This window comes from Sphingobium aromaticiconvertens, from assembly GCF_037154075.1.
GTDB lineage: Bacteria > Pseudomonadota > Alphaproteobacteria > Sphingomonadales > Sphingomonadaceae > Sphingobium > Sphingobium aromaticiconvertens.
Genome location: NZ_JBANRJ010000001.1, coordinates 97,713 through 119,039, shown reverse-complemented (window position 1 = coordinate 119,039; position 21,327 = coordinate 97,713). Strand labels below are relative to the sequence as shown.

At 62.4% G+C, this 21,327-nt stretch carries 20 protein-coding genes and 1 tRNA gene; 14 read left to right on the top strand and 7 right to left on the bottom strand.

The window, feature by feature from the left end; all coding sequences use genetic code 11:
• Window positions 1-15: 15 nt before the first annotated feature.
• Complete coding sequence (locus WFR25_RS00590; protein WP_336967541.1) at window positions 16-1,671, bottom strand: alkaline phosphatase family protein; 1,656 nt, start codon at window positions 1,669-1,671, stop codon at window positions 16-18.
• A 77-nt stretch (window positions 1,672-1,748) separates the two neighbouring features.
• On the opposite strand from WFR25_RS00590, the gene WFR25_RS00585 reads away from it, so the two are divergent.
• From WFR25_RS00585 to WFR25_RS00550, 8 genes are all read left to right on the top strand, one after another.
• Window positions 1,749-3,794, top strand: coding sequence for a protein-disulfide reductase DsbD family protein (locus WFR25_RS00585; RefSeq protein WP_336967540.1), 2,046 nt, complete (start codon window positions 1,749-1,751; stop codon window positions 3,792-3,794).
• Window positions 3,794-4,534, top strand: a complete 741-nt coding sequence (locus WFR25_RS00580) for a TlyA family RNA methyltransferase (protein ID WP_336967536.1) — start codon at window positions 3,794-3,796, stop codon at window positions 4,532-4,534. The genes WFR25_RS00585 and WFR25_RS00580 overlap by 1 nt, the downstream gene beginning before the upstream one ends.
• 86 nt (window positions 4,535-4,620) lie before the next feature.
• On the top strand, window positions 4,621-5,694 hold the full coding sequence (locus WFR25_RS00575; RefSeq protein WP_336967534.1) for an efflux RND transporter periplasmic adaptor subunit: 1,074 nt from the start codon (window positions 4,621-4,623) through the stop codon (window positions 5,692-5,694).
• A gap of 12 nt (window positions 5,695-5,706) precedes the next feature.
• Window positions 5,707-8,805: an efflux RND transporter permease subunit gene (locus tag WFR25_RS00570; protein ID WP_336967533.1), complete on the top strand. Its 3,099-nt coding sequence runs from the start codon at window positions 5,707-5,709 to the stop codon at window positions 8,803-8,805.
• Window positions 8,806-8,829: 24 nt separating this feature from the next.
• A complete protein-coding gene (locus tag WFR25_RS00565) occupies window positions 8,830-9,378 on the top strand; it encodes a TspO/MBR family protein (RefSeq protein ID WP_336967532.1) in 549 nt (182 codons plus the stop codon).
• Window positions 9,379-9,434: 56 nt separating this feature from the next.
• Complete coding sequence (locus tag WFR25_RS00560; protein ID WP_336967529.1) at window positions 9,435-9,734, top strand: accessory factor UbiK family protein; 300 nt, start codon at window positions 9,435-9,437, stop codon at window positions 9,732-9,734.
• Between the two features lie 111 nt (window positions 9,735-9,845).
• Window positions 9,846-10,352 (top strand): type III secretion system chaperone family protein, encoded by a 507-nt coding sequence (locus WFR25_RS00555; protein WP_336967527.1) that lies wholly within the window; start codon window positions 9,846-9,848, stop codon window positions 10,350-10,352.
• 15 nt (window positions 10,353-10,367) lie between these two features.
• Window positions 10,368-11,207: a pyrroline-5-carboxylate reductase family protein gene (locus tag WFR25_RS00550; RefSeq protein WP_336967526.1), complete on the top strand. Its 840-nt coding sequence runs from the start codon at window positions 10,368-10,370 to the stop codon at window positions 11,205-11,207.
• On the opposite strand, the gene WFR25_RS00545 is transcribed toward WFR25_RS00550, so the two are convergent.
• The gene (locus WFR25_RS00545) at window positions 11,204-12,121 is read right to left on the bottom strand and encodes a DMT family transporter (protein WP_336967524.1); all 918 of its coding nucleotides are present in this window, start codon (window positions 12,119-12,121) and stop codon (window positions 11,204-11,206) included. The genes WFR25_RS00550 and WFR25_RS00545 overlap by 4 nt on opposite strands.
• Before the next feature lie 14 nt (window positions 12,122-12,135).
• Between WFR25_RS00545 and WFR25_RS00540 the strand changes: the two genes are divergently transcribed.
• On the top strand, window positions 12,136-12,723 hold the full coding sequence (locus WFR25_RS00540) for a helix-turn-helix domain-containing protein (protein ID WP_336967523.1): 588 nt from the start codon (window positions 12,136-12,138) through the stop codon (window positions 12,721-12,723).
• Window positions 12,724-12,759: 36 nt separating this feature from the next.
• Here WFR25_RS00540 and WFR25_RS00535 read toward each other — a convergent pair whose 3' ends face one another.
• A complete protein-coding gene (locus WFR25_RS00535) occupies window positions 12,760-13,074 on the bottom strand; it encodes a hypothetical protein (RefSeq protein ID WP_336967521.1) in 315 nt (104 codons plus the stop codon).
• A gap of 189 nt (window positions 13,075-13,263) precedes the next feature.
• Here WFR25_RS00535 and WFR25_RS00530 point away from each other — a divergent pair, with 189 nt between their 5' ends.
• Window positions 13,264-14,010: a FadR/GntR family transcriptional regulator gene (locus tag WFR25_RS00530; protein WP_336967518.1), complete on the top strand. Its 747-nt coding sequence runs from the start codon at window positions 13,264-13,266 to the stop codon at window positions 14,008-14,010.
• Window positions 14,011-14,016: 6 nt separating this feature from the next.
• On the opposite strand, the gene WFR25_RS00525 is transcribed toward WFR25_RS00530, so the two are convergent.
• Complete coding sequence (locus WFR25_RS00525) at window positions 14,017-14,532, bottom strand: MarR family winged helix-turn-helix transcriptional regulator (protein WP_336967515.1); 516 nt, start codon at window positions 14,530-14,532, stop codon at window positions 14,017-14,019.
• A gap of 156 nt (window positions 14,533-14,688) precedes the next feature.
• On the opposite strand from WFR25_RS00525, the gene WFR25_RS00520 reads away from it, so the two are divergent.
• A tRNA-Gln gene (locus WFR25_RS00520) sits at window positions 14,689-14,763 on the top strand.
• A 713-nt stretch (window positions 14,764-15,476) separates the two neighbouring features.
• Here the strand turns inward: WFR25_RS00520 and WFR25_RS00515 are convergent.
• From WFR25_RS00515 to WFR25_RS00505, 3 genes are read right to left on the bottom strand one after another with little or no spacing between them, the layout of a single operon-like run.
• Window positions 15,477-16,271: an SDR family NAD(P)-dependent oxidoreductase gene (locus WFR25_RS00515; protein ID WP_336967514.1), complete on the bottom strand. Its 795-nt coding sequence runs from the start codon at window positions 16,269-16,271 to the stop codon at window positions 15,477-15,479.
• A gap of 20 nt (window positions 16,272-16,291) precedes the next feature.
• Window positions 16,292-17,041, bottom strand: coding sequence for an SDR family NAD(P)-dependent oxidoreductase (locus WFR25_RS00510; protein ID WP_336967513.1), 750 nt, complete (start codon window positions 17,039-17,041; stop codon window positions 16,292-16,294).
• A gap of 30 nt (window positions 17,042-17,071) precedes the next feature.
• Window positions 17,072-18,301: an acetyl-CoA C-acetyltransferase gene (locus WFR25_RS00505; RefSeq protein ID WP_336967511.1), complete on the bottom strand. Its 1,230-nt coding sequence runs from the start codon at window positions 18,299-18,301 to the stop codon at window positions 17,072-17,074.
• Between the two features lie 223 nt (window positions 18,302-18,524).
• Between WFR25_RS00505 and WFR25_RS00500 the strand changes: the two genes are divergently transcribed.
• The 3 genes from WFR25_RS00500 (at window position 18,525) to WFR25_RS00490 (ending at window position 21,321) form a co-directional block, all read left to right on the top strand.
• Window positions 18,525-19,343 (top strand): IclR family transcriptional regulator domain-containing protein, encoded by an 819-nt coding sequence (locus tag WFR25_RS00500; protein ID WP_336967509.1) that lies wholly within the window; start codon window positions 18,525-18,527, stop codon window positions 19,341-19,343.
• A 161-nt stretch (window positions 19,344-19,504) separates the two neighbouring features.
• Window positions 19,505-20,839, top strand: a complete 1,335-nt coding sequence (locus tag WFR25_RS00495; RefSeq protein WP_336967508.1) for an MFS transporter — start codon at window positions 19,505-19,507, stop codon at window positions 20,837-20,839.
• Window positions 20,836-21,321 (top strand): nuclear transport factor 2 family protein, encoded by a 486-nt coding sequence (locus WFR25_RS00490; protein WP_336967506.1) that lies wholly within the window; start codon window positions 20,836-20,838, stop codon window positions 21,319-21,321. The genes WFR25_RS00495 and WFR25_RS00490 overlap by 4 nt, the downstream gene beginning before the upstream one ends.
• Window positions 21,322-21,327: the final 6 nt, after the last annotated feature.

Below are 21,327 nucleotides of genomic sequence, written 5' to 3'. Positions count from 1 at the left end.
ACGCAACCCGTTCCTTTATTTCGCGCAGCTATCGCCTTCGCCCGGGATGAGGTCGAGGCAACGTCCGTCAATCTCGCTTTTTGCGACCGGCAAGCCGATCTGCGCCGCCAGCGTGGGCAGGATGTCCACCGTTTCCACGCCGCGCGGCTGTTCGAACCCACGCATAGCCTTGCGCCAGAAGAGGATGGGCACGCGCCGGTCATTGTCCCAGGGCGAGCCGTGAGTGGCGACGGATCCCTTGGTCGGATCGATGATCGGGGTGACGCCGGGCTTCAGCATCAAGACCAGATCGCCTGAACGCTGCGCGTCATAGCTGGCGCGCGCCTTTTGCAGCAGGCTCCAATATTCGGGTGGGCCGGATGGACTGGGGGTGGCTGCGATTTCGGCGCCGGTCAGCACCGCCTGTACCTGGGGGTGGGCGCGCAACAGGCGAAGGGCTTCTGTTTCCACCGCCTTGCGCTGGGCGGCGGTGAGACCCTTGTCGATATAAAGGTCGCCCGCCGGGCCATCGCCCCAGATCAATTTTTTCCCGGTCAGACCCGTTTTCGCGGCAATCGCCGCCGTCAGCGCCTTGGGTGTCAGTGCTGCGTCGGCGCGGCTTTCGTCCGGCATGGCATTTTCGCGCTGCCGCTCGGGCAGGTCATGGCCGCCATGGTCGGCGGTCAGCACGACCATATAATCGATGCCCTGCTTATCCAGACGGTCGAAAAAAGCGCCCAGTTCGCGGTCCAGCCGGGCGACCTGGATGCAGCTTTCGGTGCCCTCAGTGCCATAGGTGTGGCCGACATAATCGGTCGCGGACAAGCCGATCGAGATGATGTCGGTCTGAGCCTGCTTGCCCAGCGCCATGCTCTCGATCGCACCGGCGGCGAGTACCAGCGTCATTGCGTCCTGCTCGGGCGAGATACGGAAGCCCTTGAAGTCATTGGCCTCGCGCGCGAAGCGGCCATTGCCCACGGTCTTGCCGCCGCCGACGCTGACGGCGAAATCCTTGGCCACGCACTGTTGTGGTAATTCCATCCCTGCGCTTGGACGGGCGAGGCGTGCTGAAAGCTCCGCATTGACCTTCGCGACCAGTGGCGGGATGGCGATGCCCTTATAGCTCACATAGCCCTGCGGTCCGCCAAGCCACCAGACCTGATCGGCGGTCGGCCCGCCCATCATGATCGCCGCGCGATCCTTGCCCGCGACCGACACGACGCGGGTCGCGGGATTGGCGATCTTCATGCGGCCACCCAGCGTCGGCACTTTGAGGTGAATGGGGGAGGCGACATAATTGCCGCTGTTGCTGCCCGGCTGGCTTTCATCCTCGGCACAATAGACGGCCTTGTCCTCCCGCGCGGTCGACAGGTCGAACCAGGTGTTGGCGATGATGCCGGTGCGCGATGGGCGGCTGCCGGTCAGGATGGTGCTGTGGCCGGGGCAAGTCTCTGTCGCGGCGTGGCTCTGATAACCGTGGGGGAAGACCGCGCCTTGCGTCAGTCGCTTGAGGCCGCCTTCGAAGGTCGAGCGATATTCGCTGAACAGATCGGCCGAGAACTGGTCTACCGAAATGGCGACGATCAGCTTGGGCGGTCCGGCCGGTGCGGTGGCGGGTTGCGTGCCCTGGGCCAGAACGGGGAGAGGAAGGGCAGTTGCCAGCATCAGTGCGGCGGCGACGGAACGGAACATGAAACGAAAGACTCCTCGACCTTGACGGCGAACGCCCCCGGACCTAGCCCGCTAGCACTCACCCGAACAGAGGCCCGATGCGGATTTTTCATGTCCTTCTGATGACGCTTGCAGCCTTTGTCTGCCTGTCATCCGCCAGCGCGCAGCAATCTGCTCCATCGGGCGGTGCGTTCGGGAGCGGAAGCACGCCGCATATCGCCGCGCGGTTGGTGGCTGAAAGTAGGGTGCCCGCACCCGGCAGCAGCGTCACCATCGCCTTTTCGATGACGCCCGAGCAGGGCTGGCACGGCTATTGGGAAAATCCGGGCGATGCGGGGCTGGGCATGACCGCCGACTGGACGCTGCCGCCCGGCGCGAAGGTCGGGGCGTTGCGCTATCCGGTGCCCGAGACGCTGCTGATTTCCAGCCTGATGAATTATGTCTATGAAGGCCCCTATGCGGTGCTGACGACGCTGACCGTGCCCGCGACGGCGAAACCAGGCGACCGGCTGCCCGTGCGCGTGCGTGCTGAGTGGCTCGCCTGCACCCGGCAGGTCTGCGTGCCGGAACAGGGCGAATTATCGCTGGATCTGACAGTAGGGGACGGCACGATCGGCGCGGCGGACCGTGCGACCTTCGATAGCTGGCGATCGCATTTGCCCCGGCCGCTGGGCACGCCGGCCAGCTATGCGATCGAGGGTCGCAGGCTGCGGGTCGCCATACCCTTTCCGGCGGATGCGGCGGCGGATGACCTGTATCTCTATCCGCTGACGGAGGGGCTGGCCAACTATGCGGCCCCGCAAAAGACCGTGCGGCAGGGAGATCAGATCCTGATAGAGACGGACGCGGGCAAGGGTGTCTCCGGTCCGGTCAACGCGGTGCTGCGGACGGGCGATCATCGCGGGTTCCTGTTGACTGCCAGCCCCGGCACGATTCCCGCCACAGCTTCGGCCAGTGTCGCCGCGACCATATTGCTGGCGCTGGGTGGCGCGATACTGGGCGGGTTGTTGCTGAACGTCATGCCCTGTGTTTTCCCGATTCTGGGCCTCAAGGCGCTGAGTCTTGCCAAGGCGGGCGGCGACGAGCGGACCGTGCGGCGGGAGGCGTTGGCCTATGCGGCGGGCGTCATCCTCGCCTGCCTGGCGTTAGGCGGGCTGTTGCTGGGTCTGCGCGCGGCGGGGCTGGCTGCGGGCTGGGCATTCCAGTTGCAGGATCCGCGCGTTATCCTGCTGCTGCTGCTGCTCGTCACGGCCATTGCGCTCAATCTGGCCGGGCTGTTCGAGTTGCCGACCTTCGGCGGCGGGCAGGGGCTGGCTGGCCGGGGCGGGATGCTGGGGTCTTTCTGGACGGGCGTGCTGGTCGCCTTTGTCGCGACGCCCTGCACCGGGCCGTTCATGGGTGCGGCGATGGGTGCGGCGCTGGTGCTGCCGTTGGCGGCGGCGCTTGCGATCTTTGCAGGGCTGGGTCTGGGGCTTGCGCTGCCGTTCGTGCTGCTGGCCTATATTCCCGCGCTGCGTCGGCGGTTGCCACGACCGGGCGCGTGGATGGGACGGCTTCAGAAGCTCTTGTCGCTGCCGATGTTCGCGACCACGCTGGGTCTTGCATGGCTGTTGGGGCAACAGCGCGGCGTACCGGGAATGACGCTGGGGATGGCGGTCGCGCTGGGTCTGGGCTTTGCGCTCTGGTGGCTGGGTAGCCGTCAGCGCGGGGGGCGTGGCGGATGGATCGTGGCGGCTGTGGCGGCACTGGGATTGCTGGTCGCGGGCATGGCCCTGTTGCCCGCCAGTCGTCCCGCCGTGGCGGCAGTCGAGGATGCGGCCATCCCGTTCAATGAAGCCAAGCTGGCGCAATTGCGCGCGGCCAACAAACCGGTCTTCCTCTATTTCACTGCCGACTGGTGCCTGACCTGCAAGGCGAACGAGGCCGCCGCCATCGATCGCGCGGAAACAGTGGAAGCCTTCGACAAGGGCGGCGTCACGGTCATGGTGGGGGACTGGACCAGCGCCGACCCGGCGATCACCCGCTTTCTTGAAGGGCAGGGACGTTCGGGCGTGCCGCTCTACCTTTGGTACGCGCCGGGTAAGCAGGCGCAGGTGTTGCCGCAGATATTGACGCCCGCGACTTTGACCGGGCTGGTCGGCTGATGGCCAAGGCACGGGCTGACCAGCTGCTGGTGGACCGCGGCCTGGCAGAGAGCCGCGCCCGCGCGCAGGCGCTGATCCTGGCGGGTCTGGTCTTCACCGTCGACCGGAAGGTGGAAAAGGCGGGGCAGCAGATGGCGCAGGATGCACCGCTGGAGGTGCGGGGGCGCGATCATCCCTGGGTGTCGCGCGGCGGCATCAAGCTGGCGCATGCCATCGACCATTTCGCCATCGACCCGACAGGGCTTGTCGCGATGGATGTGGGCAGTTCGACCGGCGGCTTTACCGATGTGTTGCTGACCAACGGGGCGGCGCGCGTCTATGCGGTGGACAGCGGCACCAACCAGCTGGCGTGGAAATTGCGTTCGGACCCGCGCGTCGTCGTCCATGAACAGACCAGCGCCCGCATCCTGACGGCCGATCATGTACCCGAACCGGTGGGCATCATCGTCTGCGACGCCAGCTTCATCGGTCTGGCCAAGGTGCTGGAACGGCCCCTGAGCTTCGCAGCACCGGGCGCGTGGCTGGTGGCGCTCATCAAACCGCAGTTCGAGGCGGGGCGCGAGGAAGTGGGGAAAGGCGGCGTCGTTCGCGATCCCGTCATCCATGCGCGCGTCTGCGCCGATGTGCGGCAATGGATTGAGGATTTGGGCTGGCGGGTTGCGGGCATAGAACCCAGCCCCATCACCGGACCACAGGGCAATGTCGAATTCTTGCTTGCCGCGCGTCTGGCGGATAACTGATCCGCGTTCGTTCCACGACCATGCGATTACATTTTGCGACAAATGCCTCTGTTGCGTCGCCCTGAAAGGCCGGTTAGCGCGTCTCCATGCGATCTTCCCTCCCGCTATTGATGATCCTTCTGTCCCTGGCTGCATGCGGCAAGGAAGAAGAACGTAAGGCGCGCCCTGCCGCGCTGGTCGAAGCCGCGCCCGTTGCGGCCAAAACCTTTACCGAAGCGGTTGAGGCGGTGGGTACCGCGCTGGCCAACGAACAGGTCATATTGTCGGCGCCTGTCACGGACAAGATCACTTCCCTCAACTTTGCCGATGGCGGCTTTGTGCAGAAGGGCCAGGTCATCGCCACTCTGGCGCAGGGGCAGGAAAAAGCTGAACTGGCGGCAGCGGAGGCGCAGGCGCTTCAGGCCGGACAGCAGTTGAAGCGCATAGAAGCATTGAAGGCGCGTGGCTTTGCCACCGGCGCCAGCCTGGACTCGCAGGTGGCGCTGGCTAACGCCGCCCGCGCCAACGCGCAGCTTTCCCGTGCCTCGATTGGTGATCGCGTCATTCGCGCGCCCTTCTCCGGTTATCTCAGCCTGCGGACCGTGTCGGTCGGCGCGATCGTGACGGCAGGAACGCCGATCGCGACGATCAGCGACATCGCGCGCATCAAGCTCGACTTCACCGTGCCCGAAACGCGACTGCCGCTGATCGCGCAAGGACAACCGATCAAGGCCGTCTCCGCCGCCTGGCCGGATCGTCCCGTCACCGGCATCATCGCGACGATCGACCCCGTCATCGACCCGGCAACCCGGGCCGTGCGGGTGCGCGCCATCCTGCCCAATGCGGACCGTGCGTTGAAACCGGGCATGTTGCTGACCGTCACCATCCTTGCGCGCCAGCGCCAGTCGCTTGGCGTGCCCGAACTGGCGATCGTGGGCGATGGCGATGATCGCTATGTCTTCGTGGTCGAGGATCACAAGGTGAAGCGGGTGAAGGTTGAGACGGGCCTTCGCCAGAACGGTCTTGTCGAAATCACCGGCGGCATAAGCGCCGGCCAGACGATCGTGACCGATGGCGTCGTCAAGCTGTCGGATGGCACGCCCGTCCGGTTGCCGGGGGAAAAGCCCAAGGATGGTTCTGGCCGTAGCGCAGGCGGTTCGTCCGCCGCCACGTCGCGCTAAAGGCGCGGGTCCATGCAGCTTTCCGACGTCTCTGTCCGCCGCCCGGTCTTCGCCGCGGTCATCGCCATCCTGCTCTGCATCGTCGGCGTTGTCGGGTTCATCAGCCTGTCGGTGCGCGAATATCCCGACACCGATCCCCCGGTCGTATCGGTCGAGACGACCTATACCGGGGCGGCTGCCTCGGTTGTCGAAACGCGCATCACCCAGCTTCTGGAGGATGCGATTGCGGGTGTGCAGGGCATCCAGACGATCACGTCCAGTTCGCAGGACGGCACGTCGAACATCAGCATTGAATTTGATCCGTCGCGCGACATTGATTCAGCCGCGAATGATGTGCGCGACCGTGTCGGCTCGGCGGTCGAGGATTTGCCCGAAGATGCGCTGGCACCCGAAATCCGCAAGGTGGACGCTGATTCCCGCCCGATCCTGTTCCTGGCCTTTTCCCGTCCCGGTTGGACGCAGATCCAGATTTCCGACTATATCGACCGTAATATCGCGGACCGTTTTTCCGCGATCGATGGCGTGGCGCGGGTCAATATCGGCGGGGAGGCGCGACCGTCGACGCGAATCTGGCTGAATGCCGAAAAACTGGCGGCCTTTGCCCTGACTCCTGCGGATGTCGAAGCGGCGCTGCGGACCCAGAATGTCGAACTACCGGCCGGTCGTTTCGAATCGAAGGACCAGAACCAGACGCTGCGCGTCGAGCGGCCCTTTGCGACTCCCGCCGAATTCGTCAATCTGGTCGTTGGCCGTGGGAATGACGGCTATCAGGTGAAGCTGGGCGATGTCGCCCGGATCGAGGAAGGGGCGGAAAATCCCTACAGTTCCTTCCGGTCCAACAGCGGCACCGCGATCGGCCTTGGCATCGTCCGCCAGTCGGGCGCGAACACGCTGGATGTCGCGGACAAGGCCAAGGCGATGTTGAAGACGCTCGATCTGCCCGAAGGGATGCGGGTCGCGATCGGATCGGATGAAAGTCTGTTTATCAGCCGTGCGATCGACAATGTCTATGACACGCTGATTGAGGCGGCGGTCCTGGTCATCATCGTTATTTTCCTGTTTCTGGGCTCGGTGCGGGCGACCATAATTCCGGCCGTCACGGTGCCCATCTGCCTGCTCGCGACCTGCGCCAGCATGTGGTTGATGGGTCTGTCGATCAACCTGTTGACCCTGTTGGCGTTCGTGCTGGCGATCGGTCTGGTCGTGGACGATGCGATCGTGGTGCTGGAAAATGTCTATCACCGGATCGAACAAGGCGAAGATCCATTGGTCGCGGCTTTTCTGGGTACGCGGCAGGTCGGCTTCGCGATCATTTCCACCACGCTGGTCGTGTGCGCGGTGTTCGTGCCGGTCATGTTCCTGGCCGGGCAGACGGGCCTGCTGTTTCGGGAACTGGCCATCACGATGGTGGCGGCGATCGCCTTCTCAGGCTTCATCTCGCTCACCCTGGCGCCGATGATGTGTTCCAAACTGCTCAAGAACAGCGCGCGTGGACGGTTCGCGCACTGGATCGACAGGCAGTTCCAGCGGCTGGAGGGCAGCTATTCCCGCTGGCTCGACCGGGCGATCCGCAAGCCGTTGATCCCGTTGCTGGTCGTCGCTGCTTTTCTGGCGGTGGCAGGGGGCCTGTTCATGGTTATCCCCAGCGAACTTGCCCCGGCGGAGGACACCGGCGTTGTGGACAGCCAGATCAGCGCGGCGGAGGGTGTCGGTTTCGACAAGATGCTCTCCTATATGCAGAAGATCGAAAAAGATCTGTCGCCGCTGCGCGAAGATGGCACGGTCCAGAACCTCATCATCCGCACGCCTGGCGGCTTTGGCACGAGCGACGATTTCAACAGCGGCAACGTCATCGCCTTCCTGCGGCCATGGGAGGATCGCACCATCACCACCGCGCAGGTCGCCGATACGATCAACAAGACGATCGCGCAGCAGCCCGGCATACGCGGCAATGCCGCGCCGCGATCGGGCCTGGGCCGTGGACGTGGCCTGCCCGTCAATATGGTGATTGCCGGGTCCACCTATGAAGGGTTGGTCGCTGCGCGCGACCGCATCATGGCGGCGGCGGCGACGAACCCCGGCCTCATCAACCTGGACAGCGATTACAAGGAAACCAAGCCGCAGATGCGGATCGAGGTGAACCAGCAGCGCGCTGGCGACCTGGGCGTGTCGGTCAATGACGTCAGCCAGGCGCTTCAAAGCCTGCTCGGTTCGCGGCGCGTCACCACCTATGTCGATCGCGGTGAGGAATATCGCGTGCTGGTGCAGGCGGAGGATGAAGGCCGCCGGACCAATGCGGACCTGGAACGGATTCAGGTGCGCAGCCGGACCGGCGTGCTGGTGCCGCTCTCTGCGCTTGTCACCATAAAAGAGGTGGCCGGACCGCGTCAGCTCAACCGCTACAACAAGTTGCGTGCCATCACGCTGACCGCAGCGCTCGCACCGGGCTATTCCCTGGGTGAAGGGTTGGCCTTCCTTGAAGCGCAGGCGCAGCAGGCGCCTGAAGTCCTGGCGATCGGCTATCGTGGTGAAAGCCAGTCATTGCGGGAGACGGGTGGGTCGATCTGGCTGGTCTTTGGTCTGACCATCATCATCGTCTTCCTGCTGCTCGCCGCTCAGTTCGAAAGCTTCATTCATCCCGGCGTCATCATCGCCACCGTGCCGCTGGCGGTAGCGGGCGGGGTGCTGGGCCTCGCGCTGACGGGCGGGTCGGTCAATCTTTACAGCCAGATCGGCATTGTCATGCTGGTGGGGCTGGCGGCCAAGAACGGCATCCTGATCGTCGAATTCGCCAACCAGTTGCGCGACGAGGGGCTGGAGATCGCCGAAGCGATCCGGCAGGCGGCGACAAGGCGTCTGCGGCCAATTCTGATGACCTCCATCGCGACGGTTATCGGTGCTGTGCCGCTGGTTATCCGGGGCGGGGCCGGGGCGGCTTCGCGCCAGAGCATCGGTGTTGTCGTTGTCTTTGGCGTGTCGCTGGCGACGTTGATTACATTATTCCTGATCCCGATCTTCTATTCACGGGTTGCAGGACGCACCGTTTCTCCGCAAACCGTGGGCCGAAAGCTGGATTCGGCACTCAAGGAGTCGCCCGACGCCGCTGAATGACGTGAAGCTGGAGCAGCATTGCCGATGAACGAAATCGCGTCCCGGGGCCAGTTGCGGCTCGCTTATCTGCGCTGGGCGCTGTTCACGGTGCCAATGGTCGTTGTGCTTGGCTTTTTGTCGAGCAAGATAGCCAATAGCGGCTATGCCAATCGCTGGTTCGCGGCACTGGACAAGCCGGCGCTGATGCCGCCGGGCTGGGTGTTCGGCTTCGTCTGGACGATCTTGTACATCGTGATGGCGCTGGCCTTTGCCATGATCCTGCATGCGCGTGGGGCGCGTATGCGGGGCCTCGCCATTGCCCTGTTCCTGGGACAGCTCATACTCAACCTCCTCTGGTCACCACTGTTCTTCCGCGCGCATCAGGTGGGGGATGCGCTCGCGTTGATCCTGCTGCTGCTGGTGGTTGTGACCGTCACGGCGGCGCTATTCTGGCGCATCCGAAAGGCGGCGGGTATGATGCTGTTGCCCTATGTCGCCTGGCTGGCCTTTGCCTCTTTCCTCAACTATGAGATCGGCCGCCTCAATCCGGGCGCGCAAACCCTTGTAGCGCCTGCATTGCGTACCCAGATATAGTGTAGTGTGCCGATAAGGCACTTGCAGGCTTAAAGTATCACAGGAAAGTCACGATCATGCAGAGTGAAAACCGCTTCTTCGACGACCTGGCCAAGCTGGTGAACGGCGCTGCTGGCACCATGGCGGGCATGGGTCGCGAGTTTGAGACCAACGCGCGGGAGAAGGCGCGCCAGTTCATGGGCGGCATGGATTTCGTGTCGCGCGAGGAGTTTGATGCGGTCAAGGCACTCGCCGCCGCCGCACGGGAAGAGGTGGAACTGCTCAAGGCCCGCGTAGACGCGCTGGAAGGCCGGGAAGCTCCGGTCGTGACCAAGAGCGTCCGCAAGCCCAAGGCGAAACCCGACGCGGCTGGTTGAACGGCCCGTTATTTCCCTGTGGGGCGCTTGCCCGGCGCCGTTTCCATCCTGTCCTTTCGGCCAATGGGGTGCTATCCGGTCAGGAATCAGGGATTACGGCACATTTAGGCGATGATGGACAGCGACGAATTCGAACAATCCGGCCAGGAAGCAGCGCCGATCGACATGCTCGCCGCCTATTTCGAGGCGCATGGCTGGACCTTCGAACATGCCGGTGAGGACGAGATCGTCGCCACCACGCAGGGCAGTTGGGCGGAATATGAACTGCGCGCGATCTGGCGTGACGAGGATCAGGTGCTGCAATTGCTGGCGCTGCCGGACATCCGCGTCACTGACGAAAAGCGCGCTACGATCTACGAGACGCTGGGCCTGATCAACGAGCAATTGTGGCTTGGCCATTTCGAACTATGGTCGTCGAGCGGGATCATCCTGTTCCGCCATGGCGCGCTGCTGGGACCGGGGGGCACGCTGACGCTGGATCAGGCGCAGATATTGGTCGAGACAGCGATCGACGAATGCGAGCGCTTTTATCCGGTGTTCCAATTCGTGCTGTGGGGCGGCAAAAGCCCGTCCGAAGCGATTTCCGCGAGTCTGATCGAAACCCGCGGCGAAGCCTGAGGGGGGCGTAAGACTATGACGGATGGTCCATCGGCGCCGCGCTTTCCCGCGCATCTTTTCCCCCCGCATCTTTTCCTTGTCGGTTGCGGCAATATGGCGGGGCAAATGCTGGCCCGCTGGCTGGACTGCGGGCTTGATTCCGCGCGCGTGACCGTGCTGCGACCGAGCGGGAAGCCTGTGGCGCCCGGCGTGGCGGTGGTCACGGCTTACCCCGACACGCTTCCGCAAGGGACGGTGATCCTGCTGGGCATGAAACCCTATCAGATCGCGGATGTGGCAGCCGGTCTTGCGCCGCTATGCCGCGCCGACGTCGCGATTGTCTCGATCCTTGCGGGCACAATGCTGGCGCAACTGCGTGGTTATTTCCCGGCGTCGAACGATGTGATCCGCGCCATGCCTAACCTGCCCGTCGGCATCGGCAAGGGTGTGACCGCCCTGTTCAGCGATGACCGGACGTCCGCCGATGGGCGGGCGATGGCCGATGGATTGCTTGGGCCATTGGGTTTGGTCGAATGGATGGGTGAGGAGGCACAATTCAACAGCGTGACCGCGCTGTCGGGCTGTGGTCCGGCCTTCTTGTTTCGCTTTGTCGATGCGCTGGCGCGGGCAGGCGAGGCCGTGGGGCTACCTGCGTACCAGTCGGCGCGGATGGCGCTGGCGACGGTCGAAGGTGCGGCGGCGATGGCGGCTGCGGCGACCGATAGCCCGGCTATCCTCGCTGATCGTGTCGCCAGCCCCGGCGGAATGACCCGTGAGGGCATGAATGTTCTGGATGCCGACGATGGGTTGGTGCGGCTGTTGATCGACACGCTGACCGCCGCGCGCGACCGGGGTGAGGCGATGGCGCGGGGCTAGGCAGCCGCGGCCTTTTCCGGCTTGCGCCTGCCGAAGCGGATTTCACTGACGATGACGGCGGCAATGATGAAGGCCGCGCCGATCAGCGCAGTGCCCGGCAGACGTTCTCCCGCCATCCGACCGATGATCCCGGCCCAGAGCGGTTCACCTGCATAGATGAGTGTTGCGCGGGTTGGTGACACGGTGCGTTGCGCCCAGTTCATCACCAGTTGAATGAGCGCCGTCATCAGGCCAAGGCCCGTGGCAGCAATCAGGATGAAGGGCGACAGGGCGGGCATTGTCTCACCGGCGGGGCCCATCAGGCCGAAGGCGAGGAGGGCAGTGACGGCAAGTTGCACGACGGTGACGCGCAGGACGTTCACCTTGCCCGCCCACAAGCTGATGAGGATAATCTCCACCGCGATGGCAAGCGTGCTGATGACCGTCAGCATCTCGCCACGGCCAAGCGTCAGCCCTGCGCGCGGGGCCGCGATCAGGATCAGGCCCGCGAAGGCCAGCGCGACGCCAATCCAGCTTGCAAGGCGGGGGCGGCGCCTCAGAATCAGCCATTGGAGTATCGGGACGAGTGGGACATAGGCCGCCGTGATGAAGGCCGAGGTGCTGCTGGGGATCGTCTGTAGCCCCCAGCTCTGGAGCGTATAGCCGATGAAGATACCAAGGCCGATCGATGCGCCCGCGATCAGTTCCCGTGCTGTCAGCCCGCGCATGACGCCGAAGGCGAGGCACAGCGTCGCCAGCGCCGCCGTGGCGAAGCGCAGCCCGACAAAGAACAGCGGCCCCGACTCCCGCATCGCATGGTGCACGATCAGGAATGTGCCGCCCCACAGCACCGTCACACCAATCAGCGCCAGTTCGGGCTTTCCGATCATCAGGCGAGAGGATGCGGGCTTGTCTTGTTCGGCATTGTGCAACATAATGCACACCTCCTATGAGCACTATACTGCACAGTCAAGAGGATGACGCCGACGGGCGAAGGCCTGATGTATTGGCCCATGTCGCCGGCAACACGCGACGCCTGCGCGCAGCGGCGAGCCTGAGCCAGAATGCGCTCGCAGACCTGTCAGGCATCAGTCGTCGGATGATCGTCGGGATCGAGAGTGGCGAGGCCAATGTCAGCCTGTCTACACTGGACCGGCTGGCCAGCGCTCTGGGAGCGAGTTTTTCAGAGATTGTGCGCTCGCCCGACGCGCCCGACAACCGCCGGATCGAAAGCCTGGCCTGGCAAGGAAAGCATGCGCAGAGTCGCGCCACGCTGCTGGGGACCGCCGCGGCTCATCGCGAGGTGGAACTATGGACATGGTCGCTCGCGCCCGGCGAACGCTATCCGGCAGAGGCGGATGCGGCCAATTGGAGCGAGATGCTCTATGTCGTTGAGGGTTATCTGACCGTGGAAGCGGCGGAGGGCACCCATAGAGTGGAGCGCGGCGATTTTCTGATCTTCAGCAGCGATCGCCCCTATAGTTTCGTGAATGCGGGCGCAGCTGTTGTGCGGTTTGTACGGAACGTGGTCTTCTGACGGCGGAGCAGCATGCGCTACCCCGCCGTCCGTCATTCAATCATTTTTGAGGTCGCGCCCGGCACCTTCCAATGCCCCGCCGATATTTTTCTTTGCCTCAGCCGCTTCGCGCTTGGCATCGGCAGCCGCGCGATCCGCAGCCGCGCCCGCACGCGCGCTGCTATTTTCGATCGCCTGACCCGTTTCATCCAGGCCCCGGTCGATCTTGTCGCCGGCCGTATCCACGCTGCGCGACACATCGTTGCCGACGGCAGAACCCGCATTTTCGATACTGTCCTGCGCCTTTTCAGAGCAGGCGGCGAGACCGGTGGTTGCGACGATAGCCAGGCTGGCCAGCAGGATCTTTTTCATGGGCACTCCTCCGTTGGAATCGAAATATGCTCGTAACAATCATCGACCGTCGCAAAAGTTGCGTTAGGAAGGGCGGGACGTCACTGACGATCTGATGAAGATTTTTCATATTAAAAAATACGATAATATGATTTATATTGCATCTCGGCGGAGCGAGACGTTCTCGTCCATCCGTTTCAGGAAGGTGATATGACGACGATAATTTCTGCGCGGGGATCAGTGAAAGGGCGCGGTCAGCGTGGTCGCAACCTGACCTATGGTATGCTGGAAAGCCTGGGTGTGGCGATCGTGACTGGCTATTATGCCACACGGCCTTTCCCTACGGAGGCGGACCTGACGAAGGATTATGGCGTCAGTCGGTCGGTAACGCGCGAAGCGGTGAAAATGCTGACGGCGAAAGGGTTGCTGAGCGCTCGCCCGCGGCAGGGCACGATTGTCCAGCCATCTTCCTCCTGGAACCTGTTCGATGCGGACGTGCTGCGCTGGATGCTGGAGCGCACATTTTCGATCGAGTTGCTGCGTGATTTCAATCAACTGCGGATCGCGATCGAGCCGGAGGCTGCGGCTTTTGCCGCGCGGTTGGGGGATGCGGATGATCTGCGTCGCATATCGGCGGGGCTTGAGCGGATGGAGGCGGCAGAACGCGGTGAGGATGAACCGCTGGAGGCCGACATTGCCTTTCACGTCGCGATTCTGCGGGCCTCGAAAAATCCCTTTTACTGGCAATTGCGCGATGTTGTGGACACGGCATTGCGGACATCGATCCGTGTTACGAATCGGATCAAGGGGCGAACCGCCAGCGTGCGCGACCATGGCGCCGTGCGCGATGCGATCGCAGCGGGCAATCCGGACAAGGCGCGCGAGGCGATGCGCGCGCTGATCGACGACGTCATCGACCTGATCGAACATAGCGAGACGATCGAGCCAGTCCGCTAACCGATCTTAGCGCGCCTGCAACCCCAGCACCATCTGCCGGTCGCCGTTCGCGATCAGCCCTTCGAGTACCCGCCAGAAACCCGTGACCGACCCCTGGCCTGCCTGACCATATGCGGTTGCCATCTTTTCACGCAGGGCGCGGAACAGTTCGGCCTCCAGTGTCTTGCCCGTACTGCTCAGGCGCAGCATCTTCTGTCGTCGGTCACGCACGCCCGGCTGCGTTTCGATATAGCCCTGTTCGATAAGGTCGTTAAGGACGCGTCCCAGCGACTGTTTGGTGATCGATAGCAGGCGCAGCAATTCGCCTATGGTCAGGTCGGGCTTGCGCGAAATGAAGTAGAGCGCGCGATGATGGGCGCGGCCCAGCCCCTGCGCTTCCAGCAACTGCTCGATGGATTGCATGAGCGCGCTATAACCAAAATACAGCATTTCGATGCCGCGCCGAACCTCATCCTCACGCAAAAATAGCGGGGAGGCGGGGGTGACATGGGAATGGACTGTAGGGGAACTGGATGTGGTCATAGGGTGCGTGTCGCGGTTGAGTATCCGAACGGAGAGCGGAATGCACCATGCCGTGGCGCGGCGCTTCTGGCTATAGCGTCATTGCGGCGGACAAGTGCGTTGTCGGGGTTTCCTTTCCCGCAACAGACGTTATATGCGCTTACCGCGTTGTACTACTGGGGCGTCGCCAAGCGGTAAGGCAGCGGCTTTTGATGCCGCCATGCGCAGGTTCGAATCCTGCCGCCCCAGCCAAGTGTTTGATATAAAACGGTAAAATTTATACGATTGGCGTCAAATCGCGTGGATTCGAGATAAAAATGCTGATCCTGAGCTTCTAAAAGCTCGATTGCGCCCTTTTATGCCGTTTTTGTGCCCGTGCGCTAATTCCAAAAAGCACGAATCTAAAAATTCGTCGGCAAAAACTATGAATTTCAGTTTATTGCGATCGTTATCGCAGATTCATACGAGGCTACGGCAGCGGTTTTGTTGACCGCTGTATTGCGAATGTGGATTGTAATTGAGTTTTTACAGATTGCGCAATCAAGGCGAAAGATTGGTTCAAAATAGCCGTATTATTTTTCGCTCATAAGGCGGTTCCATATTCCGCTTTTAATGCAGGATCTGCTGCATTTTCAGAGATGTTGAGATGTAAGTGCGTAACGGATGCTCGACCCATAATATCGATCCGACGTGGCGCGCAGTATTGGCCCAAAGCCAATCCGGCCCAGACGGCGACGGTGACGGAAGTGGGGAAGCCTGCCCGAAGGCCCCGAGCGAAACTGAAGATCGTGGCACTGACCGCCTGAGCCAGCTCGCATATCATGGGCGGCGCTTGAAAATGGGGGCGCCCATTAGGCTCCTGCTGTGCAACGCTCCATTCATGTCCTCCAGTCTGATAAACACCGTATCTTGGTGTCCACCCAACCGGCAGCAGGCCACTTACTGAACGGCGAAGGGATAATCGGCTATTGCGCCGTCAGCCCTCCGTCGACGATTAATTCTGTTCCAGTGATATAGGCAGCATCACTGGACAGTAGAAATGCAATGGCATCGGCCAGATAGTCGGGGCGCCCGGTATGTCCAAGGGGAATGGCCGCCGCGATCGCTGCTGAATCGGAGGGGCTGCCGCTGCGCGCGCCGTTCTGAATATCCGTCTCGATGACGCCGGGATGGACCGAATTGACGCGAATTGCATCGGGAGCGCCCTCCAGCGCCAGCGATTTGCTCATCAGACGGACCCCGCCCTTGCTGGCCGAATAGGCCGCCGTCCGGCGCATGCCCACCAGCCCAGCGACTGACGAGACATTGACGATGGCGCCGCCATTGCCGATCCGCCGCATATGTCCCATGGCCGCGCGGCAGCCCAGGAATACGCTGGTCATGTTGACGTCGACCTGTTTGTTCCAGTCATCGAGCGAAAGCTCGCCTACAGGTGCAAGGATGACGATGCCGGCATTGTTGACCAGACCGTCCAGCCGGCCGTGCCGGTCGACCACGTCAGCGATCAGGTCGCTCCATCCCTGCTCGTCAGTGACATCCTGTGCGATGCCCTCTGCCGCTATGCCCATCGAGCGGAGTTCGGCGGCGCGAGCCTCGACGTCCAAGCCGTTGAGGTCCGTCAGGATGACGATGGCCCGCTCGGCGCCGATGCGGCGTGCAGTGGCGAAGCCAATGCCGGAACGGGAAGCTGCCCCGGTCACGATGACGATCCGTCCGGTCAGTCGTTCCGTTCCGGCATTCATCGGCGACCTATCGTTCATCCCGCTATATTCCCTTCATTTTATGCAATACTCATGGCGCCGTCGGCGGCGATGCTGGCGCCTGTGACATAAGAGGCCGCATCCGAAACAAGCCAGGCTGCTGTTGCTGCAATCTCTTCCGGTTCGGCCATGCGCTCCAACGGAATGCGCAAAGTGCCTGCCAGGCCTGGGGTTGAAGTGCTGGATCGTTCGGCGAGAGGCGTGCGGGTTGCGCCAGGCAGCAGCGCGTTTATGCGTACGCCATGGGGCGCGCAATCTACCGCTGCGCCACGCACAAGACCAGTCACGCCCGCCTTCGCCGCGCAATAATCGGCGCTGTTGATCAAGCCTTTGGTGGCTGCAGCAGAGGATATCGCGACAATGGCGCCGCTGCCTTGGCGGATCATGGCGGCGGACTGGTGCTTGATGCAAAGGAATATTCCCCTCAGGTTGATCGCTTGACAGCGATCCCATGCCTCTGCATCCAGTTCCCAGATGGATTGGCCTCTCTGCCCGACACCGGCGCTGTTGACCGCCGCATCGAGGTAACCAAATTTGGACAGCGTCGCTTCGACCAGCGCAGCCACGCTGTCTTCGTGCATGACATTGGTCGCCATGAAATCGGCAATGCCGCCTGCACCCCGGATGGCATCGACAATGCGCTGGCCGCCCGCTTCATCAATATCGGCGACCATGACGCGCCAGTTTTCCCGTGCAAGCAGGATCGCGGTTGCCGCTCCTATTCCGCTGCCCCCGCCCGTGACGATGGCCGTTCTATGCGAAGCTGACACTGGCACGTCTTCCTTATCCGATTATTGGGGTCAGATACGTTCGATAATGGTCGCGGGCGCCAGACCGCCTGCGGCGCACATCGTTGCAAGGCCGGTTGAGAGATTCCGTCGTTCCATCTCATCCAGCAACGTGCCAGCGAGAATCGCACCGGTAGCGCCGATGGGATGGCCAAGCGCCATGGCCCCCCCATTCACATTCACCTTGTCCTGATCGACATTGAGGTCACGCATGAATTTGAGAGGAACGACGGCAAAGGCTTCGTTCACCTCGAAAAGATCGATGTCGCCAATCTCCATGCCAGCCTGTGCTAGCGCCTGGCGGGTGGCTGGAACAGGACCGTTGAGCATCAGCGTCGGGTCGTCGCCAACGGTCGTCAATGCGCGAATGCGCGCACGGGGTTTGAGGCCATGGGCCCTGGCATAGGCCGGAGAGGTCAGCAGCAGCGCGCCTGCTCCATCCACCACGCCGGAGCTGGTCGCGGCGGTATGGACATAGTTGATGTCGACATCTGGATAGGCAAGTCGCAGCAGCGAGCCAAAGCTGTTGCCTTCCTCGTCGACAACACGATCAAAAAAGTCAGGGAATGCTGGCTTCAGCTTGGCGAGCGCTTCCGCCGTGGTCTGCGGGCGCGGATATTGCTCCCTGTCGAGCGCCACTTCACCGGCATCGTTCAGCACCGGGATCAGGCTTTTGGCAAAGCGCCCCTCGCGAATGGCCATATCCGCCCGTTGCTGACTGAGAAGCGCCAAGGCATCCAGTTCGGCCCGGCCGATTCCTTCCAGCGTGGCGATCAGGTCCGCGGCAATGCCCTGATGGGGTTGGGGGATGCGCTTGCGGAGCGCCAGATTGCCGGAATCCATCATGAATTCGCGCGATAGCGTTCGAGCATGGGACATGGATTCGACGCCACCGGTGATGACCACATTCTGAACCCCGGACATGATGCCCATCGCGCCGAGGTTGAGGGCGGTCAGCCCCGAGCCGCAGAATCGATCAAGGGAGAAACCGGGCACCCGCTGGTCATAGCCTGCGTCGAGCGTTGCCATCCGGGCAAGATTGAGGCCCTGCTTGCCCTGCTGCGTATTGACGCCGGCGATGACGTCCTCGACATCGGCGGTGTTCAGGTCGTTGCGCTGCTGCAACGCGATCAGCAGGGTAGAGAGCAGGCGCTGCGGATGGATGTCGGCCAGTGCACCGGCGCCGACTTTGCCGATGCCCCGCGGAGTACGCACGGCATCGATAATCCAGACCTCTTCCAAATCATGCTCCTTGGTTCAGAAAATTACCCGTGGGAACACATGCGAGACCCATAAATAGTAGAAATATGAGCGAATGTGATCCACATGTTCTATATTCGACCTTTTCTAATATCACAGGTCCGCTGTCAATCCCCCTATGGCTTGACGCCATGCCTATCCATGTGACAGATTTGGTCAATAATCGCACATTGAGTGTGAAACTGGTATAGGGAGTGAAAGACGAGTGGTAGCCAAGATCGCCAAGGCAGGGGCAGACGTGCAGGAAGCAAGTCTGCCGGAAGGTCGTTATCTGCAAAATGTCGATCGCATGGGCGGCTTTGCCAAAGGGCTGGCCGTGATCGAAGCCTTTGGTCAGGGGCGCAATACGCTGACGATCGCGGAGGTGGCGCGCCTCAGCAGCCTTGACCGGGCGTCGGCGCGCCGGTGTCTGCTGACGCTGGTAGAAGCGCGCTATGCCACGACCGATGGCCGTTATTTCGAACTGACGCCGCGCATCCTGCGGCTGGGGCATTCCTATCTGGCCGCTTCCCTACCCAGGCTGATCCAGCCGACCCTCGATCAACTTTCCGACACGCTGCACGAATCCTGTTCGGCGGCCGTGCTTGACGCGCATGAGGTCGTTTACATCGCGCGCGCGGCACATCATCGCATCATGGGGCCCGGATTGCATGCGGGCAGTCGGTTGCCGGCCTTCTGCACGTCGCTTGGCCGCGTCATGCTCGCAGCATTGCCGATCGATCAGGCAAAGGCGATCCTGACGAACAGCGAGCGTCCCGCGATAACCGACCACACACTGACCAAGGTGTCGGACATCATGGCCGAACTGAAGCGTGTGCGCGAAAATGGCTATTCGATCATTGACCAGGAAATGGAGATAGGATCGCGCTCCATCGCCGTGCCGATTGCCAATTTCTCTGGCCAGACCGTCGCCGCGATAACGGTGGGCGTTCATGCCGTGAGGGCGGAGATTGATCGCCTGCGCGAGGAAATCCTGCCGGCCCTGCTGGATGCGCGGGCGCAACTGGGCGCGATCCTGCCGTAAACGGACGGGCAGCGGAGAACGCTGCCCCACGGCTTTCCCCGACTCTTTGGTTTCACTGCCGTTTAACGGTTGACCCTCTTCGCATATTCGTCAATTATCGAACTAATGTTCGAATATGATAATCGATATCCTGTCCAGCGATATCGTTGGAGAGGATGTCTGTGAGCGATAGCGAACATGTGGGTGAGGCCGGGGCGTCGACGACGGGCGCTGGTTGGCGCAACTGGCTTATCGCGGCGCTTTTGGCGACTTGTTACACCTTTTCCTATATCGACCGGCAGATCATCAGTCTGCTGATCGAACCCATCAAGCGCGCACTCGATATTTCCGACACGCAGTTCGGACTGATGCAGGGCATCAGCTTTTCCTTCTTCTATGTCGCGGCATCGTTGCCGCTCGCCTGGCTGGCCGACCGGACCCGGCGCTCGCGGCTGATCAGTGCCTGCGTCACCTTCTGGAGCGTGATGACCATGGCCTGCGCCTTTGCCGGTAATTTCTGGCAGATGCTGGCGGCGCGGATCGGCATCGCGGCCGGCGAATCCGGGCTGCCGCCAGCAGCCCTTTCGACGCTCGCTGATCGGTTCGACAACCGCCGGCTTGCCACCGCGACCTCGATGTTCATGCTTGCACCCTTTCTGGGTGGCGGTTTCGCCCTAGCAGGTGGCGGGGCGCTCTATGCCGCCATTGGCCGATGGGATCGTTCCAGCCTGCCGATCCTGTCCGGTCTGGATGACTGGCAATGGGTATTCCTGATCGTCGGTGCACCCGGCCTGATCGCGGCGCTACTGTTACTGCTGATCCATGACAGACGCCCGTCCGGCCACGCGCAGCGGAAGGGCTTTGGTGAATTGATGCTGTTCTTCCGGCAGGAATGGCGGGTGGCCGGGGTCTATTGCATGGCCATGGGCGTGTTGATGACGGTGCTCAGCAGTTATGTCACATGGCTACCCGCAGCGATCATGCGATCGAAGGGCGTGGATGAAGCCACCATGGGCACGTTGTTCGGTCCGATCTATCTGGTCGCCGGTGCGGGCGGCACGATCTCTGCGGGTGTCCTCATCAGCCTGCGCGGGGGGGCTGACCCGGTGCGGGCGATCTTGCGCTATATGATGCTGATGCTGGCGCTGATGTGGCCGATCGGGACGTTCGGGCTGCTCGGTTCATCCTTCCAGCTCGAACTGGCGCTGATGGGGGTTGCGCTGTTCCTGCTGAGTTCGGTCACCAGCCTGTCCTCCTTGCCCTTTCAATATGTGACGCCCCCTCATCTGCGCGCGCAGGCGCTGGCGGTGATGTCGGCGGTGGCGGCCATGTTCGGAACGGGGTTGGGACCAGTGCTGGCCGGTTTCATCAGTGACAGCCTGACCTTTGTCGATCACCCGATGTCGGTGTCGTTATCGATCATTACGGCCGTGGTGCTGCCCTGTGTTTTCGCCATGCTGGCCTTTACCATGCGGTATCACGCCCGCAGCCGGCTCGACCTGAGGTTCCGGGCATGACCGGTGCGTTGGATCGGCTGATGGCGCTGGAGGATATTCGCCAGCTAAAGGCGCGCTATTGCCGCTGCGTCGACACGAAGGATTGGGCGGGGCTGGCCTCCGTCTTCGCGCCCGATGCGATTTTTCATCACCGGTTCGGCGGATCGGTACGTGATCCATGGACCGGGCAATGGAAGCCGCCCCTGCCGGAACCGCGCATCAGCCACGGTCGTGCGGCGATCGTCGCGCGCATCCGCAGCGTCGTGGAAAATATCCACACACTGCATCAGTGCCATATGCCCGAGATCGCGCTGATCGACATTTTCAATGCGCGTGGCGTCTGGGCGATGTCCGATGAATTGCGCGATCGTGACGGGCAACTGATCCTGCGCGGGGCGGGCCATTATCATGAAAGCTATGTGTCATCACCGTCTGGTTGGGTAATCGCGACGGCGGAACTGCGCCGGTTGTCGATCGTCCGTGGCGACGGACATCCTGATTAGAAAGGA

What these genes read in the sequence shown, in the direction of transcription:
- WFR25_RS00530 (WP_336967518.1), top strand. Translation starts at nt 13,264, where the DNA reads ATGACGACGATAATTTCTGCGCGGGGATCAGTGAAAGGGCGCGGTCAG.
- WFR25_RS00565 (WP_336967532.1), top strand. Translation starts at nt 8,830, where the DNA reads ATGAACGAAATCGCGTCCCGGGGCCAGTTGCGGCTCGCTTATCTGCGC.
- WFR25_RS00535 (WP_336967521.1), bottom strand. Translation starts at nt 13,074, where the DNA reads ATGAAAAAGATCCTGCTGGCCAGCCTGGCTATCGTCGCAACCACCGGT.
- WFR25_RS00585 (WP_336967540.1), top strand. Translation starts at nt 1,749, where the DNA reads ATGCGGATTTTTCATGTCCTTCTGATGACGCTTGCAGCCTTTGTCTGC.
- WFR25_RS00540 (WP_336967523.1), top strand. Translation starts at nt 12,136, where the DNA reads ATGAGCACTATACTGCACAGTCAAGAGGATGACGCCGACGGGCGAAGG.
- WFR25_RS00590 (WP_336967541.1), bottom strand. Translation starts at nt 1,671, where the DNA reads ATGTTCCGTTCCGTCGCCGCCGCACTGATGCTGGCAACTGCCCTTCCT.
- WFR25_RS00575 (WP_336967534.1), top strand. Translation starts at nt 4,621, where the DNA reads ATGCGATCTTCCCTCCCGCTATTGATGATCCTTCTGTCCCTGGCTGCA.
- WFR25_RS00580 (WP_336967536.1), top strand. Translation starts at nt 3,794, where the DNA reads ATGGCCAAGGCACGGGCTGACCAGCTGCTGGTGGACCGCGGCCTGGCA.
- WFR25_RS00490 (WP_336967506.1), top strand. Translation starts at nt 20,836, where the DNA reads ATGACCGGTGCGTTGGATCGGCTGATGGCGCTGGAGGATATTCGCCAG.
- WFR25_RS00545 (WP_336967524.1), bottom strand. Translation starts at nt 12,121, where the DNA reads ATGTTGCACAATGCCGAACAAGACAAGCCCGCATCCTCTCGCCTGATG.
- WFR25_RS00570 (WP_336967533.1), top strand. Translation starts at nt 5,707, where the DNA reads ATGCAGCTTTCCGACGTCTCTGTCCGCCGCCCGGTCTTCGCCGCGGTC.
- WFR25_RS00525 (WP_336967515.1), bottom strand. Translation starts at nt 14,532, where the DNA reads ATGACCACATCCAGTTCCCCTACAGTCCATTCCCATGTCACCCCCGCC.
- WFR25_RS00555 (WP_336967527.1), top strand. Translation starts at nt 9,846, where the DNA reads ATGATGGACAGCGACGAATTCGAACAATCCGGCCAGGAAGCAGCGCCG.
- WFR25_RS00550 (WP_336967526.1), top strand. Translation starts at nt 10,368, where the DNA reads ATGACGGATGGTCCATCGGCGCCGCGCTTTCCCGCGCATCTTTTCCCC.
- WFR25_RS00515 (WP_336967514.1), bottom strand. Translation starts at nt 16,271, where the DNA reads ATGAACGATAGGTCGCCGATGAATGCCGGAACGGAACGACTGACCGGA.
- WFR25_RS00560 (WP_336967529.1), top strand. Translation starts at nt 9,435, where the DNA reads ATGCAGAGTGAAAACCGCTTCTTCGACGACCTGGCCAAGCTGGTGAAC.